This window comes from Vibrio sp. B172a (genome assembly GCF_030248355.1).
Taxonomy (GTDB): domain Bacteria; phylum Pseudomonadota; class Gammaproteobacteria; order Enterobacterales; family Vibrionaceae; genus Vibrio; species Vibrio owensii.
Genome location: NZ_JAHGAC010000006.1, coordinates 15,864 through 32,200 on the forward strand (window position 1 = coordinate 15,864; position 16,337 = coordinate 32,200).

Genomic DNA, 16,337 nt, shown 5'->3' on the forward strand with positions numbered 1-16,337 from the left:
AGAAACAGTATGGCGTATCATAATATGAATTCAACACCATTTACTATGACAATATGTAGAGCGTTATTTACAAAGTACGCTAAGTCTATCGGCATTTTGCTCAGTATGTTTAGCTTTTTTGTTCATTCAGCAACGGAAAGTCAGATCGAGCAAATCCGAACCGCCGCCGAGCAGCACATTCTTAGCACGGTAGAGCAACCAGCGGGAGGAAATTTGTCCGTCAATGCGGCAAATATTGATCCACGTATCAAAGCCACCGATTGCCCAGAGCCCCTTGATACATCTGCATCTTCAACCAGTAGCACACGCAGTAACATCAACGTATTGGTCGAATGCCCCATCGATGACTGGAAGGTTTATGTTCCTGTGAGGATCTCAGCATCGGTTCCGATGATCGTTTCAACACGTCAACTCGGCCGTGGTGAGATCATCAGTGCTTCTGACGTGACGACTTCAATGATCGAATTACAGCGTTTTCGTAAAGATGGCTTTAGCAATATGGATCAAGTGATCGGTTCAAAGCTAAAACGTAACGTTCGCCTTGGCGATGTTGTAGAACGCAATGATGTCTGCGTGGTATGCCGCAATGAGAAAGTCACGATCAAAGCCGTAAAATCGGGTATGACGATCACCACGCAGGGCACGGCATTACAGGATGGATCCGCCGGAGATCAAGTAAGAGTGAAAAATGATAAGTCCCAACGTATAATAGAAGGAATTGTGACAGGCATTGCGGAAATCACCATCACCTTCTAGGGTTGGTTGGTGTACGGCAAATCGATCAATAAAAATGCAAAAAATCACTAAAGTTATTTTGCCCTTGGTCGATAGTCTGGATACCAGTATTACGATACGAGTTTAAGGTTGAAACATGGCAGGTATAGATAATATACGTTCAGGTCAGATGATGACGACGACAAGTCGCGCACCTGCACGAACAGATTCTAGTGCAACCAGCACAACGGAATCGAAAAAAGCGCCAGCACAACAAGACGCGGTATCACTAAGCCAACAAGGCAAAGCAGTCAGCAAACTCCAGAAGGACATGGCAGCTTCTCCGGCTTATGACAGCGCAAAAGTGGCGGCAATCAAAGAAGCAATTGCAAACGGTTCATACAAAGTTGACCCAGAGAAACTGGCGGACAACATGATCAAGTTTGAAAACGAATTGCAAGGCAAAAGCTAACTGACTTAGGCCCAAGGTAAGAATTCATGGCAGCATTAGTCGATCTTGTTAACTTCCAGCTAGAAAATGCAAAAGCACTTTCTGGTGTGTTACGTCAAGAAACACAGGCGATCAGCGCACGTGTGTCTACTGAGATCGAGAAACTTGCCAAAGAAAAGATGACACTCATTGGTCAATTAAGAACAACTGACCAGCGAATCGCCTCTCACCCGCACGTCAATCAACTTACCGAAGATGCAAACCTAAGTCAGGTTGTCGCCCAGATCCAATCCATCATTCTCGATTGTCAGCAAGTAAACCAAATGAACGGTGAATCGCTCAATCGTGCCCAATCCAGTTTCAATAAACTTAACAACATGCTTCAGCGTACCCACGGTAAGGTCGGTATGACCTACAATGCCGGCGGCAAAACGCACACCATTTCGACTCTAGGCACCAACATTAAAGCCTAACTCTTTGAGCTCATTCCACGCCAGCTCCATCGACTTTGTCTTTTAGCCAGTGACTCTATTCCTCAAAACATAGCCAAACCTAACGCGCATAAAACTCTCGCGTACAAAGCTCATACGTATAAAACTCACACGTATAAAAAAGCGACCGATTGTCACCAACCCGTCGCTCAAATAGATTATCTGTTTGTGAAGTTGTATTAGAACAAGGTCTGCTGACGCTTCTCAGGCACCTGTTGTACTTCACCGTAGTCACGCAGTTTATCCATCTTACGGATATCCAAACGCAACTCTGTCACATAGCTGTCTTCTACTAAGTAACTGCGCACAACTTCTGCACCTCGAATAACGCCATCGACCGCGCCCGACGTGCTTTCAATGCCTAGACGTTGATCAGCAAGCTCTGCACGCCCACTCACTCGCATACCATACACTTGCTCAGCAAGTTCACGGTAGGCATCAATCTTAGATGCACGCATTGCACGAACACGTTTCTCTTCTACAGTACGGCCAGTTTGCTCACTCACGCTTGCATAACCCACCGCCAACAAAATCTCATCTTGGCGCATCTGCTGTAAAGGCTGACATCCCACCAGCACCAATGTTGCGATAATAAATAATAACTTCTTCATGCTAGTTTCCTACGGGCGGAGAATCACAGTGTATGGCTGACGAATAGTAGGGTCAGAACGAATAAGCACGCCATCTTGGGTGCGGATGCTGTTCAGCGTATCCAAATCACGGCCAATGCGGTCCGCAGGTAAGAAACCCTGCGCCGTTGCAACCACGATGCGGCTCTGCATGCCCACAACACGAGCATTCACGAGCACACCACCTTCTTGGCGAAGCATAGTGCCTGTCAGCACGTACTGGATCTCTTGCTCTTGTGCCAGATCTTGCCAATCACGGCTCAGTGCGAAATCGCCTTGCTGAGTCACTTGGATTGAACCTGTGGTTTTGAAATCCACGACTTTAAAACCACGGCGTTGGAATTGGTGAATAAACCCTTCCGATACCGAGTTACCAAGCCAGTTGGTTGCATCCATGTTTTGCAGATCGACAAAAGAAGTAATCGCAATCGGTGTACGCGACGATACTGCAACGTTCGAAACCATCAGCTCTTCCGTCATGCTCTCAATGAAATAGTCCATCGTATGACGTGGACTGTCCATCAGCATGAATTGGCTGCCAGAATACGGTTCTTTACCATTGTAAATTGGTGAGTACGCGCACGATGTTAAAAGCGTCATCATCGATGCGGCAACAAGCCATCTTTTCATGGTTTGATTCTCCAGATAATCTTAGGTGTTACTGCTCTTTTTCGACTTCATTTCAATAAAACGTAATCTTGGAACAGTCTTTGCTTTTCTTCTGTTTGTCGAACGAAAGAAAAGCCCACCAAACTTCACTGAAATTGGTAAAGCAATATTTATACCCGAACGGTTACTAACAATGAAAAAATTATTTTTTAGCCTAATATCAATCACTTTTATATTGATGACGCCATTTCGTGCGGCGGCATCTTGGTATGAAGTGACAGGCGTTGCCACTATCGTTTCTTCTGAAGAAGCGGCAAGGCTGCATGCGTTGGAAGATGCGCTCTTCAAGGCTGTCAACTTTTCGGGCGCAGACATTGGCAGTATCAGTAACTTGATGCCATTGCTCGAAGAAAACCGCAAAGAGTACCAATTCACCAACCATGAAGTACGTTACATCCTGGTCGAATCAGAGCGTAAACGCAGCGGCAAGGTGGAAATGAGGATCCGAGTGGACATTTATCCATCGGCAACGGGTTGCCACGTGGATCAATACAAGAAGACGATCTTAGTCGGTAACATCGACGTAGCTTCTCCTCAACAAGCCGTCATGGGCCAAATCTACAATGTTGGTGATGACTTTAGCCACGTGGTCAATCGTCAGCTTGATCAAACCTCACGCAGTTTTGTGTCTGTTGGCACTACCGATTACTCCATCAGTGCTAATTACCCAGAGCGTACTAAGATGATCGCGCAAGACAACGGCGCACAATACATCATCGGCGGTGTCATTACCGACTTGACCGCTACGATCGATGCCAAGCTGCTTAAAGACGACGTTATCAACCGCCAGTTTGCGATGGAGATGAAAGTCTTCGACGGAAAAACAGGCCACGAGGTTTACCACAAGAACTACCGCGAAGTGGCGCGTTGGCCATTTGCTAAAACCAGCCAAGTCGATACTCGCAGTGCTCGTTTCTGGGCATCGACTTACGGTGAGATGATGCTGCGCGTTAGCCGCAACATTATGTTGGATTTGGAATCAGAACTGTCTTGTAAAATCACTCTGCCAGAAGTCGTGGCTGTATTTGGTAATACTGTAACCATGGATCTGGGTCGTATGCACGGCGTACAAGAGGGTGACCAGCTGCAATTGTGGCACACAGCGTCTTTCATCGACCAAAACGGTTTACCACGTAATAAGGTCTCCCAGAGCGATATTACCCTAAGAGTAACTCGTGTTTACGAACACGAAGCGGAGCTGACTATTGAGCAGCCAAACCTTGCCTCTAGTGTGCAAATTGGCGACGTAATGAACAAGATGCTTTAGCAACGCGTATAAAGCTTTGTAATATGCCCACTTTTGAATATCATAGGCAACGCATCTTATTTGATTACGCCCCCATGGCACAGCTGGATAGCGCAGTCCCCTCCTAAGGGACAGGTCGTAGGTTCGAATCCTACTGGGGGCGCCATTCATTGCCTTAGCTTACCGAATTTAAGCTAAGGCTTTTTATTTATGGCCACAAAATGTCCACATCTAACGTCTCTGACTCAATCTTTCAGGCCGAGTTAACCACCTGTATTGAAACTTTCCATTGTTAGAAAAATGAGTGTATGGGAGAGCTGAGATACCAAAACAAGCGAAGAGAAGGGGCACTCAGCCATTTACCGCATAATTTACAAAAAATAGATCCTTATCTTATTCACAAAAACACCCAATTGATTGCATATGCCCACGAGCACATAATAATCCTTTACCATACAAATAAGAGGGTTATATGAGCGTACATCACTATTTTCCGCGATTACGATGGAAGCCTGCTGAGTGGGAATCTCTACAGGCGCTTCCGAGTCATGTCCTAGAGGGTATTACACCTATTTTCAATGTTATGAACATCGACTGGGATTATGTGAATGGTTGCTATAAAAAAACACTAGCAAATTACTTGATTGATTTCGGTTCAACTTTGGCGACTTCTTGGCAGCAGTCTAGGGCAGTTTTTCTCGATGTTGAACAACTAGACATACACAGTTCTACGACTCAACACCCGCTAGATATTTGTTGTCAGGATGCTAATGCTCACGGGAAAAATATCATTCCTGTGTATTCGCCTCATTACTCCAACAACTACCTTTTGGCGGTACAACGAAATAATTCTGAAGGCGTAGCTCTGAAGCTAAAAGCGGGGCTACTATCACAAAGTCATTACCAACTAAACTCTATCTTGACTGCAATTGGTGTCTTTGCAAATCAAGTAGACCTCATTATTGACTTTGAAGATATCGAAACTAGTACTCTACAGCATGTTCAGCAAGCCATCTCAACCTGCCAATCCTTAATTAACTCCGCTAGTTGGAGAAATATTATTATCTCTGCAACTTCATATCCAGTATCACAAGCTGGTATCCAACAACATGTTATCCATTTGCACAGACGGGAAGAGTGGGATCTTTGGAAGAACGTAATCCAATCTCGACAATTATCAAAAACCCCCGGATTTAGTGACTACCCAACAGCTTCCGCTCAAATAACTCAGGTAGACCCTAGATTTATGTCGCAGTATGTATCAATTCGTTATTCTGATGAAACATACTGGATTTTCGTTAAAGGTACTGCGGCGCGAGGAAATGGCTGGGGACAAACGCAGAGCCTTTGTAACATTTTGGTCAATTCACCTTACTACTACTACCCTCAATTCAGCTGGGGAGATAAGTATATTAGCGAACGAGCGCAGGGGATAAACCGAAGTGGTGGATCTAAAGAGTGGCGCAAGGTAGCACACACTCACCACCTTACTCTCGTGACTAGTCAATTACTAAACATGTCAACAACATACCCTGCACTTTAATTAAGCAGACTTCCAATCAGATCTTTGCTTAAGTAAAAAACGCACTTCATCTCGGAGTTTATTTTCAGGAATACACTCCGAGATTATTGGCCATAGTAAATGACGTGGTTTACTTTTATTTCCTTTGATTGCGCCCCATTTTTCAAGCAGACTCAAACACTCATCCTTCCAAAGTAGCTGCGCTAAGCTGATTGGGTCTATTCGTTTATTCTTTTTTTCCGCGCGCTCATGAGTTATCTGATAACTACCGTTTTTTCCCTTAGATACGATTTTCAATCCCCACCATTCTGGGACAATTTTCTTTGCCTCGGAGAAATGATTGTCAGCGACAACTAACGTCACCTTGTCCATAACTGCGGAATAGTATTGAACTTGACTAGGCAGCCTATCCAATGTGTCTTTTGAACTTTTTAGCTCATAACCATGCAAGGAGCCATTAACAACGGCAATATCAACACGACAAGCTCCCAAGCAAATGCCTAACTCATCTACTACCAATGTATGAGGGTCATTATGATGTTTTTTAAGTAACTTTTTATGTACCGCTAATCGGACATCTATATCATTCATTTCCACACCAAGACAGCTAGACACTTTTGAGGGCGCGTATCATAGCTCCAAACTCAAGCCTAAACAATTTATACAAGCCAAATATGTTCATTATTGTATATCCAGCTAAACTGTGCAGTACACTTTTTCACAAGTCCTTTTAACAACATTGGGTTAGATATCTAAAAATCGCCAGTTCACTTGAGTTTTTCTTCTAGTCGAGCCAAACGCTTATCCATTTTCTCCATCATAAAGCTTAACCATTTGACGTATGTGTTTAACACAATTCCAACTCTGCTAGATAAAGCACTTAACGTCGCACCAATGAGAGCAAGACCTTTCTGAACTGAGGTTGTTTCAAATCTATTTTCATGATGTGGGCTCCTAACCGTTGATGCGCTTCCAGATATAAGCACTGAATTAAAACGATCAGAATCCACGTAGCATTGCTTCTTGTTTGGTCATGCGGGTGCTATCCCCTCCTAAGGGACAGGTCGTAGGTTCGAATCCTACTGGGGGCGCCACTCATCGCCTTAGCTTAGTTTATTTAAGCTAAGGCTTTTTTATGTCTACTGATCAGAGAAAGGAAAACAAGAGAAGCGAACCGCATCGCTATTTGAGGTCGATGCTGTTGAGACGCCCCATAAAGGTCAAGATTTCGAGGTTATCTTTGTGTGCATCAAGCAAAGCTTTTTTGGTTTGCATATAAGCCGCAAGCTTGCCGTACTTGTTGATAGACCGCACGACCGTTTTGTACTTGTATTCGCCAGCGTCATTAAACTCACGCCACTTTGCAATGTAACAAGTGTCACGGTTGTCTGGATCATCCAGCGTCGGGTTTGGTTTGTGGACTATCTTAGGCTCCACACTGTGTGGCAACCGCGTCATTAAGTACGGGTCTTTCAATAGCCTCCGCCAAAACTTCCCCCACATCTCACGCCCGAGCTCATTACGCAGTTTGATGGCCTTCTTAAGACCTCTCTTTTCTCCAATGCGCACGAATCCAACGGAACGATGCAAAACAGTATCTTCCGGTGTGTGGATATGAATCTTAAAGGCTGTCTTGCCTTTTGAAATGAAGCGGTGTCCAGTATTTGTAATTAAATTGCTCTTAGACATAGTGCTAACTAATAATTCTATTAATAGCTAAAAGGGTAAGCAAAACTCATAGATAATTAAAGTAATAAAATACAAAACTGTAAATAGCATCAGTGTTGATTCTTTTTTGAAACATCTAAATTCAGATATAAAAAAGCCCCAAAGAGCGAACTCTTTGGGGCATTCAGCGCTTAAGGCTTCTAACGGTCAGATAGGAGCTTATTGCTGAACTTGGTATTCGAACTCAGGAACAACAACTTCTACGCGACGGTTTTGTTCACGACCTTCACGAGTCTCGTTTGAAGCGATTGGGTTGTTTTCACCTTCGCCACGAGCGTGAATGCGATCTGCGTCGATGCCTTTTTCTACAAGAGCGTTAGCTACAGATTCAGCACGCTTCTCAGAAACTTTTTGGTTGTAAGCCGCTGGGCCTGAAGTATCTGTGTAACCAATTACGTCAACGTTCGCTTGTGGGTACTCGTTTAGGAATGCTACTAGGTCGTCTAGTTTCGCAGCGCTTTCTGGTTTAAGAGTAGTGCTGTTTAGCGCGAAGCTACCAGTACCGATTGTTTGAGTTTCGAAAGTCTTAGTTACTACTACTGGAGCAACTTCTTCTACAACCACTTCTTCAACTACTGGCTCTTCTTCTACAACAACTTCGTCGTTACCGCCGAATTTGAATGCAACGCCTAGAGTTGCAGAGTTGCCCATTGCTTTCACTGAATCGTTGTTGATGTCTGTGATTGTTTGGTATTCCGCACGTGCTGTTACGTTTTCGCTGATGTTGAATTCAAGACCAGCTGCACCTAGGTAAGAGTAGTCATCTTTACCATCGTTCATCATTAGGTAAGCACCACCCACTTTACCGTAAAGTGCGATGTCTTCTGTGATTGGTAGGCTGAACTTAGGAGCAAGAGTGATTGCTTCTACGTGACCACCGAAAGAAGTTTGGTCGAAGTCACCTAGGTTGTCGAAACCAGCTTCTACTGAGAAGTAGTCATTCATTTCGTAACCAACAAAAGCACCTAGAGTAGAGCCATCTTTGTCACAAGCTTGACCAGCTACACAAGCGTCTTCCATCCAAGACTTACCCATCTTACCGCCCACGTATACTTCTGCGTGTGCTGCTGAAGCCATAAGTAAAGAAGCTGAAATTACCGCTGCTAGTTTTTTCATTATTGATTCCTCTAAAAGAAGTTCTCTTGTTCGTAACGAAATGCGCCGCCTGACTGACGTTGTATTTCAATTCTTTTATTCAGTTCCTTTGAGTTTGATACCGAAGTAACTTCCGACTGTTTGCATAAAAGTCACTTGGGTATGCCTCCTGGTCAGTGGTGCATATCGCTCCCTCACTGACGGCGAGCACTATAACTCCAAGAAATCCCGAGACAAATCCCAAAACTGTCAATTTAATGTCATCGAAAAGCATGACTTAATGTGATCTAGAGCACTCTAAAGCGAGCTGCGACAATGACGCAAACGTTTGCGCGATATTTCGAAAAAGAATAGGTAAAGCAAATTAACTTCTCATTAATGAGACGATAAATGGGGAACTTTATGGATTGTGTTTTTAATTCAGAGAGATATTTCGTATGAAACAAGCAAATACGCATTTGCAAAGGTTATATTTGGATAAGTAAAACTTATCAATTTTTGAGCAACTTGATGATAAAAGATACACAAAGGACAACCGACCTTGGTGAAATTAGGCCGTTTTCCTAGCAGAAGATACAAAAAAGCCGCGAAGTTTATCGCGGCTTTTGACTATTTATTCAGGCAATTATGCGTTTGCTTCACGCTCAGCGATGAACTCAAGCGCCATCTTAATGCGAGCAACACAGCGCTCTTTGCCAATCAGTTCCATTACTGCATCTACAGAAGGAGACTGACCGCCACCTGTTACTGCTACGCGCAGTGGCATACCGATTTTGCCCATGCCAATTTCTAGCTCTTCACATACTGCTGCGATAACGCCATCTTTGATGTTCGCTGTCGTCCACTCAGTCAGTGCTTCTGCTTTCGCTAGAGCAAGCTCTAGAGGCTCTTTAGCAACGCCGCGTAGGTGTTTCTTCGCCGCGCCCGCTTCAAACTCAGCGAAGTCTTCGTAGAAGTAACGGATTTGCTCAGCTAGCTCAACTAGCGTGTTGCAACGCTCACCCACTAGCTTGATCACCTCAGTGATAGCTGGGCCGTTTGTTACGTCTAGTTTTTGTTGATCTAGGTGCCATTGTAGGTGCTCTGCAACGTACGCTGGATCTGAGTTCTTGATGTAGTGGTTGTTCAACCATTGCAGTTTGTCAGTGTTGAACGCTGACGCTGACTTAGATACTGCGTTTAGGCTAAATAGGTTGATCATTTCTTCTTGAGTGAAGATCTCTTGATCACCATGAGACCAACCAAGACGCACTAGGTAGTTGTTTAGTGCTGCAGGTAGGTAACCCATATCGCGGTATTGCATTACTGATACAGCGCCGTGACGCTTAGACAGTTTCGCACCGTCATCACCTAGGATCATTGCACAGTGTGCGAATGTTGGTACTGGCGCACCTAGTGCTTCGTAGATGTTGATCTGACGAGGCGTGTTGTTGATGTGGTCTTCACCGCGCACTACGTGAGTGATGCCCATATCCCAGTCGTCAACCACTACACAGAAGTTGTACGTTGGCGAACCGTCAGTACGACGGATGATCAGATCATCCATTTGTGTGTTGCTGATTTCGATACGGCCACGGATTTGGTCATCAAATACTACGCTGCCTTCTTTCGGGTTACGGAAACGGATAACACATGGATCGCCATCTTTTGCCGCTTCGTTTGCCGCTTTGATCTTTGGATGGTTAGCATCGTAGCGAGGCATTTCTTTGTTTGCTTCTTGCTCTGCACGAACTTCGTCTAGCAGCTCTTTAGATGCGTAACATTTGTATGCTTTGTCTTCTTCTAGAAGCTTATCAACCATCTCGTTGTAACGATCAAAACGTTGAGTTTGGAAGTAAGGACCTTCGTTCCACTCAAGACCTAGCCATTCCATGCCTTCTAGGATCGCATCAACCGCTTCCTGAGAGTTACGCTCAAGGTCAGTATCTTCGATACGTAGAACGAATTCACCACCTTGGTTTTTAGCGTATAGCCAAGAGTAAAGTGCAGTACGCGCACCACCAACGTGTAGGTAGCCAGTTGGGCTAGGAGCAAAACGAGTTTTAACCGTCATCAGAGTTCCTTAGGGGTAATGAGCAACGAGAGGGCTCTCGTTGTAATATCAAGGATAAAAGTGGCGACATTTTACCACCGTAAGTCGATTCTACAATCCTTCCGTGTGGTTTAACGCCAGAAATACAAACAGGGCAGCACCGATTAAGGTACTGCCCTCTTATTTATAGCGACAAAACGCCTAGAACAACAGAAAAGCTATCGCAAAAGAAAGTTACTATTGCCGATTATTTCAGGTTCTGCATCGCCCACTGCATGAATTCTTGTTGCTCTTGACGGCTTAGATCACTGAATGACTCTTTCAATGTCTTAGTGACAGCCGGAGACGCCGCGATGCTTGCTTTCGTCGATTGCTTGTTCATTGCTTTGTTGTAATCAGCCACTTCACGTTCATAGTCGCGGAACCCTTGTAGGCCGCCTTTGCGAAGTTGAACCATTGAAAACTCAACATCTTTGCCGCTTGCGTCTTTCAGCGTCAGTTTCGGATCCATTTCAAATGCTTTGGCTTCTTCAATCGTGCGGAACTTATTGTATGTCAGCGTTAGCTCTGCATCTTTCGGTGCATCGAACTCAAGTAGAAGCGGCTGTGAATCGAATTTACGACGCTTGCCATCTTCAAATACAATTTGACCAACATTCACAGCAAGTTGGTTTGCACCATCTTCAACTTTGATGCTGTTGTTGTCAGAGATCCACTCAGGGTAGACGAACTCACTGTTGAGAACGCGAGGAACCAATTCCGCTTGCAGAGTCAGTTGAGCAGCAAATGCAGGCGCAGAAAGGATTGCGCAAAGTCCTAATAGTGTGGTTGTTTTTTTCATCATGGTTTTCTCGTCTTATACCAATTTAGATAAGCCACTGAAACTAACAGGCCGGTCATTCCAATGGCTTATGTGAATAAGTATCAAGACAAAAAGGGCGTTTCCGCCCTTTTAGCTGCTTCTATATTAGAAGTAGTATTCAACACCTACAGAGAACTCGTCGTAGTCAGCTGACTTCCAACGTGCTTCTGTTGGCTTGTCTAGTTGAGACGCACCGTCACCGAAGTCTAGAGTACGTGCACGAGCGTAAAGTACTGCTGATGGGTCTACGAAGTACATGATCTGTGCAGATAGTACATCATCTGCTGTGTTGTCGATTGTCTTACCGTCACGTTCTAGGTCAAAGTTTGCTGCGTAACCCAGTTTGTACTGCCAGTCACCTGTTGTGTACATCAGACCTGCAGACATCGCATCTTGCTTCTCGTTTACACCGTTGCTTGCGTCAGCTTCCATGTATTTGTATTGAGCGAAGAAAGAGATACCGTTTTCAAACCAACCTTGAACACCTACTAGGTACGTGTTGTTTTCCCAAGTTTGACCTTCACCTTCGATGTTGCGGTTACCTTCGTATGCAGCATCCAATTGTAGTGGACCTAACTTGTAGTGAGCCGCGATGCCGCCCCAGTAATCGTCGCCTTCACCTAGACCAGCTTTGTCACCTGCACCCGCTGCGATATCTAGAGAGAATTTGTCAGCAAACATTGGAGAGTCCCAACGGATTGTGTTTGATTGACGGTCTTGGTACTTAGCACCACCGATCGCACCACCCCAGTCGTAAACATCGCCTAGACCTGGGTTAGATGCTGGCCAGTCAACCAACTCGTACATTGGAGTAAGAACACGACCTAGACGAACTTGACCCCAAGAAGCGCTTTCAAAACCTACGAATGTGTCACGCTCACCAAGACCTGCACCTTCACCACCGAAGCTTGGGTCTACGTAGCCACCTTCGATTTGCCAAATGAACGTTGGTTCAAAGTTAGCGAATTGCTTTTTACCACGGAAGCCGATACGTGATTCGTTGTTTAGCTGCATGCCGCCCAAATCGTCGTCAGTTGCTTTGCTACCAGAATCGTAATCGCGGTACGCGGCCTGCATCGCGATAATGCCGTAAACTTCGTAAGAGAAAGAGTCTTTAGTTAGGTACTCTTTCGCTGCATCACTGTTTGCACCATCAGCAAAAGCTGAACCACTGAACATCATGCCTGTGATTGCAGTAGCAAGTAGGCTTTTCTTTAGGTAAGACATTTTTAACCCCTATATTTTTAGTTTTTTCCATTTTCAAATTCGCTAACTAGGACATTGCAGGAACTTGAAACAATGTGTGGACGGGGCAAATATGACAAACTTTTTTCGCAGTAAAAAACTTTCCAAACCGCAATCTGAGCAAGTTCAAAATCAGAAGATCAAAAGCAATATAAACCTATAATTAACAATAACTTATAGTGACAAATAAAAATATAAAAACGTCAAAACCACTCAATCTCTCTCTGTTTTTATATAAAAAGCTCAAAAATCGTGAGCACCCTCACTCAACTTTTAGGCGTTTTAACGGAACTTTATATTCAGAGAGAAAAAACTTTGAGATAACTCGCAACAATCCCTGCACAAAGGCTGTGCAATACCGTCGATTTTGACGAATTTGTTTCGCGTCGAAAAACTTGACCTTCCCCTTGCAGGAAGGTTTATGCTCTGCTCATTACTATTATTGAGGACAAATTATGTATCAGTTCGTTGTACCTATGTCAGGGCTCAACTGCATGGGCTGTGCGAGAAAAGTTGAGAAAGCTTTACATGCCAATCACAGTGTTGAGATCATCAATTTGTCCCCGACCATGGTTGAGGTGAAAACCGAGTCCCCTCTTGCTTCTATTGTTGAATCGATCGAGTCCTTGGGTTATCACGCTGGTCATCAATTTCAGTTCCATCTAACTGGATTGAGCTGCGGCGGCTGCGTGAAGAAACTCTCTTCTTTATTAGAAGCGAATCAAGACGTCATTGCGTTTCAAGCGTCGACAACCCAACTCGATATCACGACCCTACTCTCAGAGCAGCAAGTGATCGATCTTGTGGCCACTCTTGGCTATACCGCTAGCCTTGGTTCTATTGAAGTAGAAGAAGAAAGCTCACCAGAGCCTGAACAGGCAGAAAAGAAAAGCAATATTAAAGATGCGCATGTGCCACCAGCGAGTATTCAATTGCAAATGCTGATTCAAGGCATGACGTGTGCGAGTTGCGTCTCTTCAGTAGAGAAAGCACTTACTAACGTAGAAGGCATTGAGAAAGCACAAGTAAACCTTGCTGAGCAAAGTGCATTAGTGTTCGCCACTCAAGATACAGAAGCCCTTCACCAAGCGATCGTTGAATCCGTAAAGCAAGCCGGTTACCAAGCAGAGATCTTGCAAGACGCAGCAACCCAGCAAGAAAAGCAAGCAGCTCAGCAACTTGCCCAACAAAAACGCTTCAAGCTAGATGCCATTGCTGGCTTAGTTGTCGGCGCGCCACTGATGTTGTGGGGAGTGTTTGGCGGCAACATGGTGATTCGCAATACGAACGACCAGTTGGCTTGGGGCGCGATTGGTATTCTGTGTCTCTTACTGCTTGCAACCGCAGGTAAGCACTTCTTTACTAACGCATGGTTAGCAGCCACTCACAAACGCGCCACCATGGATACGTTAGTCGCGCTAGGTACTGGTGCGGCGTGGTTCTATTCAATGCTTGTGGTGATTTTCCCAGACTGGTTCCCTCTTGCTTCACGCCACGTGTACTTTGAAGCGAGCGCAATGATCATCGGCTTAATTTCTCTTGGTCACTATATCGAGGCAAAAGCCAAAGCAAACACAACACGCTCTTTGCAAGCTCTGATTAACCTGCAACCTCAGCAAGCGACTGCGATTACAGAACAAGGCGACCAACAGATCGCAGTTGAGCAAATCACGCTAGGCATGAAACTGCGCATCAAACCGGGCGAGAAAGTGCCAGTAGATGGCGTTGTGATACAGGGTGAATCCTACATTGATGAGTCGATGCTAACTGGTGAACCCGTACCAGTGTTAAAAGCGCAAGATGCACAAGTGTCTGCCGGTACACTGAACACAGATGGTGGATTAATCATCGAAGCAACGGGCATCGGCGCAAACACCATGCTGGCTCGAATCATTCGCATGGTACGCACGGCGCAAAGCAGTAAGCCTGCCATTGCCAAATTAGCAGACCAGATTTCATCGGTATTTGTGCCGGTCGTGGTCGGCATCGCAATCCTAGCTGCTTTGGTTTGGTTTGCCGTAGGTCCAGAACCTAAAGCCAGCTACATGCTTGTGGTAACGACTACCGTGCTGATCATCGCCTGCCCTTGTGCGCTGGGTTTAGCAACGCCATTGTCGGTTACCGTTGGTGTAGGTAAAGCCGCAGAGCTCGGCATTCTGATCAAAGACGCTGACGCACTGCAGTTGGCGAGCAAAATCGACACGGTCGTATTCGATAAAACTGGCACGCTTACTCAAGGTAAACCGAGTGTGCAGCAAGTGTTTACTCACGCCACCAGCCAAGAGCACATGTTGGCTTTGGCATACGCAGCAGAGCGTCAATCGGAGCACCCGTTGGCAAAAGCCGTATGTGATTACGCGAGAAAGAACAATACTGAAAGTGTTGAGTTGAGCGCATTCGAGAACATTCGTGGCCGTGGTATTACTGCGACTTACCAAACACAACCGCTACTCATTGGCTCATTGCAATTTATGCAAACCGAGCAGATTGATACCAGCTCAATGAAGCAAGCGATTGAAGATTGTGCAAACAACGCATGGACACCAGTTGCTGTTGCTCTGAACAACGAACTGATTGGTTTAATTGCCATCGCTGACCCTATTAAATCTGATGCCAAACAAGCGGTGTCTGCATTAAAATCGCAGGGCATAAGAACCGTCATGCTCACAGGCGACAACCAACACGTAGCCAATGCTATCGGTAAAGAGCTTGGCATTGATGAAGTCATCGCTCAAGTGATGCCCGACGAGAAAGCACAACATATTGAACTGCTGCAATCTCAAGGCCGCACAGTTGCGATGATCGGTGATGGCATCAATGACGCACCAGCCCTTGCGTTGGCGGATCTTGGTGTCGCAATGGGAAGTGGCAGTGACGTGGCAATCGAAAGCTCACAAATGACCATTCTCAATACATCACCAATGGCCGTTGTGCATGCGATTGAACTCTCGCGTGCGACACTTAAGAACATGAAGCAAAACTTGTTCGGCGCCTTTGTTTATAACTCGTTGGGTATCCCTATCGCCGCAGGCGTACTTTACCCAGCGTTTGGATTTTTGCTCAGTCCTGTCGTTGCTGGTGCAGCGATGGCACTGTCTTCAATCACGGTCGTCAGTAATGCAAATCGACTACGACTGTTTACCATTAAGTAAGCGACACTTCTTCTCGAGGATATTATGAAGTTGAAACTATTGACCTTTACAATGCTTGCTGTCACATCGGCGAACGTATTAGCCGCTGATGTCATCAACCACAAATCGCCATACTGTGGCTGCTGTGGCGAATGGACAAAACACATGGAAGAGAACGGCTTTACTGTGGAAGAAAAGCTGCATGATGACATGAATGCGATCAAACGCGATTTGGGCATCAAGAACGAACAGCTTTACTCTTGCCACACCGCAGAGATCGATGGCTACGTATTTGAAGGTCATATTCCTGCCGACGACATTAAAGCGTTTTTGGAAAACCCACCTCGAAATGCAAAAGGCCTGACTGTACCGGGTATGCCGATGGGCTCACCGGGCATGGAGTACGGCGATAAGAAAGACAGCTACGCTGTTTACGCCTACAACGAGAAAGGTCAGGTTTACGAATACCGCTACCACAAAGGTAACGACCAATAAAAACAAAGCCCAGCGATTCAAACCGCT

The 16,337-nt window shown here is 45.3% G+C and carries 15 protein-coding genes and 2 tRNA genes; 9 read left to right on the forward strand and 8 right to left on the reverse strand.

The genetic code is table 11. The annotated features are described in order from the left end of the window. The first annotated feature begins 9 nt into the window (after window positions 1-9). The 3 genes from flgA (at window position 10) to KIT90_RS07375 (ending at window position 1,638) form a co-directional block, all read left to right on the forward strand. Complete coding sequence (gene flgA, locus KIT90_RS07365) at window positions 10-756, forward strand: flagellar basal body P-ring formation chaperone FlgA (RefSeq protein ID WP_039841733.1); 747 nt, start codon at window positions 10-12, stop codon at window positions 754-756. Window positions 757-871: 115 nt separating this feature from the next. After that, window positions 872-1,186 carry a flagellar biosynthesis anti-sigma factor FlgM gene (gene flgM, locus KIT90_RS07370; RefSeq protein WP_005425628.1) on the forward strand — a complete coding sequence of 105 codons (315 nt, stop codon included), beginning with the start codon at window positions 872-874 and terminating at the stop codon, window positions 1,184-1,186. 26 nt (window positions 1,187-1,212) lie between these two features. Continuing rightward, window positions 1,213-1,638 (forward strand): flagella synthesis protein FlgN, encoded by a 426-nt coding sequence (locus KIT90_RS07375; RefSeq protein ID WP_005438640.1) that lies wholly within the window; start codon window positions 1,213-1,215, stop codon window positions 1,636-1,638. Between the two features lie 197 nt (window positions 1,639-1,835). On the opposite strand, the gene flgP is transcribed toward KIT90_RS07375, so the two are convergent. After that, window positions 1,836-2,267 carry a flagellar assembly lipoprotein FlgP gene (gene flgP / locus KIT90_RS07380; RefSeq protein ID WP_005438638.1) on the reverse strand — a complete coding sequence of 144 codons (432 nt, stop codon included), beginning with the start codon at window positions 2,265-2,267 and terminating at the stop codon, window positions 1,836-1,838. Window positions 2,268-2,276: 9 nt separating this feature from the next. Then, a complete protein-coding gene (locus tag KIT90_RS07385) occupies window positions 2,277-2,915 on the reverse strand; it encodes a FlgO family outer membrane protein (RefSeq protein ID WP_005425606.1) in 639 nt (212 codons plus the stop codon). A gap of 172 nt (window positions 2,916-3,087) precedes the next feature. Here KIT90_RS07385 and KIT90_RS07390 point away from each other — a divergent pair, with 172 nt between their 5' ends. The 3 genes from KIT90_RS07390 to KIT90_RS07400 all read left to right on the forward strand — a co-directional run bounded on the left by KIT90_RS07390 (window position 3,088) and on the right by KIT90_RS07400 (window position 5,743). Beyond that, window positions 3,088-4,221 carry a flagellar assembly protein FlgT gene (locus KIT90_RS07390; RefSeq protein WP_032802617.1) on the forward strand — a complete coding sequence of 378 codons (1,134 nt, stop codon included), beginning with the start codon at window positions 3,088-3,090 and terminating at the stop codon, window positions 4,219-4,221. 68 nt (window positions 4,222-4,289) lie between these two features. Continuing rightward, window positions 4,290-4,366: transfer RNA gene (locus KIT90_RS07395), tRNA-Arg, on the forward strand. A 306-nt stretch (window positions 4,367-4,672) separates the two neighbouring features. Next, the gene (locus KIT90_RS07400; RefSeq protein ID WP_285376059.1) at window positions 4,673-5,743 is read left to right on the forward strand and encodes a beta family protein; all 1,071 of its coding nucleotides are present in this window, start codon (window positions 4,673-4,675) and stop codon (window positions 5,741-5,743) included. Here KIT90_RS07400 and KIT90_RS07405 read toward each other — a convergent pair whose 3' ends face one another. Further along, a complete protein-coding gene (locus KIT90_RS07405; RefSeq protein ID WP_285376060.1) occupies window positions 5,744-6,313 on the reverse strand; it encodes a sce7726 family protein in 570 nt (189 codons plus the stop codon). It abuts the gene before it with no gap. 419 nt (window positions 6,314-6,732) lie between these two features. Between KIT90_RS07405 and KIT90_RS07410 the strand changes: the two genes are divergently transcribed. After that, window positions 6,733-6,816, forward strand: a tRNA-Arg gene (locus KIT90_RS07410). An 88-nt stretch (window positions 6,817-6,904) separates the two neighbouring features. Here KIT90_RS07410 and KIT90_RS07415 read toward each other — a convergent pair. From KIT90_RS07415 to chiP, 5 genes are all read right to left on the reverse strand, one after another. Further along, window positions 6,905-7,411 carry a hypothetical protein gene (locus KIT90_RS07415; RefSeq protein WP_027726697.1) on the reverse strand — a complete coding sequence of 169 codons (507 nt, stop codon included), beginning with the start codon at window positions 7,409-7,411 and terminating at the stop codon, window positions 6,905-6,907. A 198-nt stretch (window positions 7,412-7,609) separates the two neighbouring features. Further along, window positions 7,610-8,566, reverse strand: coding sequence for an OmpA family protein (locus tag KIT90_RS07420; protein WP_020196223.1), 957 nt, complete (start codon window positions 8,564-8,566; stop codon window positions 7,610-7,612). Window positions 8,567-9,170: 604 nt separating this feature from the next. Beyond that, complete coding sequence (gene gltX / locus KIT90_RS07425) at window positions 9,171-10,598, reverse strand: glutamate--tRNA ligase (RefSeq protein ID WP_020196224.1); 1,428 nt, start codon at window positions 10,596-10,598, stop codon at window positions 9,171-9,173. A gap of 226 nt (window positions 10,599-10,824) precedes the next feature. Next, window positions 10,825-11,421, reverse strand: a complete 597-nt coding sequence (locus KIT90_RS07430) for a DUF2057 domain-containing protein (protein WP_038896402.1) — start codon at window positions 11,419-11,421, stop codon at window positions 10,825-10,827. 123 nt (window positions 11,422-11,544) lie between these two features. Continuing rightward, entirely contained in the window at window positions 11,545-12,666 is a 1,122-nt protein-coding gene (gene chiP / locus KIT90_RS07435; protein WP_038898462.1) for a chitoporin, read from the reverse strand. A gap of 473 nt (window positions 12,667-13,139) precedes the next feature. Here chiP and KIT90_RS07440 point away from each other — a divergent pair, with 473 nt between their 5' ends. Then, a complete protein-coding gene (locus tag KIT90_RS07440; RefSeq protein WP_171371872.1) occupies window positions 13,140-15,836 on the forward strand; it encodes a heavy metal translocating P-type ATPase in 2,697 nt (898 codons plus the stop codon). 24 nt (window positions 15,837-15,860) lie between these two features. Beyond that, entirely contained in the window at window positions 15,861-16,310 is a 450-nt protein-coding gene (locus KIT90_RS07445; RefSeq protein WP_009705665.1) for a DUF411 domain-containing protein, read from the forward strand. Window positions 16,311-16,337: the final 27 nt, after the last annotated feature.

Bases quoted from the DNA above. Each gene is read 5' to 3' on its own strand.
- flgA (WP_039841733.1), top strand. From the start codon at position 10: ATGGCGTATCATAATATGAATTCAACACCATTTACTATGACAATATGT.
- flgM (WP_005425628.1), top strand. From the start codon at position 872: ATGGCAGGTATAGATAATATACGTTCAGGTCAGATGATGACGACGACA.
- KIT90_RS07375 (WP_005438640.1), top strand. From the start codon at position 1,213: ATGGCAGCATTAGTCGATCTTGTTAACTTCCAGCTAGAAAATGCAAAA.
- flgP (WP_005438638.1), bottom strand. From the start codon at position 2,267: ATGAAGAAGTTATTATTTATTATCGCAACATTGGTGCTGGTGGGATGT.
- KIT90_RS07385 (WP_005425606.1), bottom strand. From the start codon at position 2,915: ATGAAAAGATGGCTTGTTGCCGCATCGATGATGACGCTTTTAACATCG.
- KIT90_RS07390 (WP_032802617.1), top strand. From the start codon at position 3,088: ATGAAAAAATTATTTTTTAGCCTAATATCAATCACTTTTATATTGATG.
- KIT90_RS07400 (WP_285376059.1), top strand. From the start codon at position 4,673: ATGAGCGTACATCACTATTTTCCGCGATTACGATGGAAGCCTGCTGAG.
- KIT90_RS07405 (WP_285376060.1), bottom strand. From the start codon at position 6,313: ATGAATGATATAGATGTCCGATTAGCGGTACATAAAAAGTTACTTAAA.
- KIT90_RS07415 (WP_027726697.1), bottom strand. From the start codon at position 7,411: ATGTCTAAGAGCAATTTAATTACAAATACTGGACACCGCTTCATTTCA.
- KIT90_RS07420 (WP_020196223.1), bottom strand. From the start codon at position 8,566: ATGAAAAAACTAGCAGCGGTAATTTCAGCTTCTTTACTTATGGCTTCA.
- gltX (WP_020196224.1), bottom strand. From the start codon at position 10,598: ATGACGGTTAAAACTCGTTTTGCTCCTAGCCCAACTGGCTACCTACAC.
- KIT90_RS07430 (WP_038896402.1), bottom strand. From the start codon at position 11,421: ATGATGAAAAAAACAACCACACTATTAGGACTTTGCGCAATCCTTTCT.
- chiP (WP_038898462.1), bottom strand. From the start codon at position 12,666: ATGTCTTACCTAAAGAAAAGCCTACTTGCTACTGCAATCACAGGCATG.
- KIT90_RS07440 (WP_171371872.1), top strand. From the start codon at position 13,140: ATGTATCAGTTCGTTGTACCTATGTCAGGGCTCAACTGCATGGGCTGT.
- KIT90_RS07445 (WP_009705665.1), top strand. From the start codon at position 15,861: ATGAAGTTGAAACTATTGACCTTTACAATGCTTGCTGTCACATCGGCG.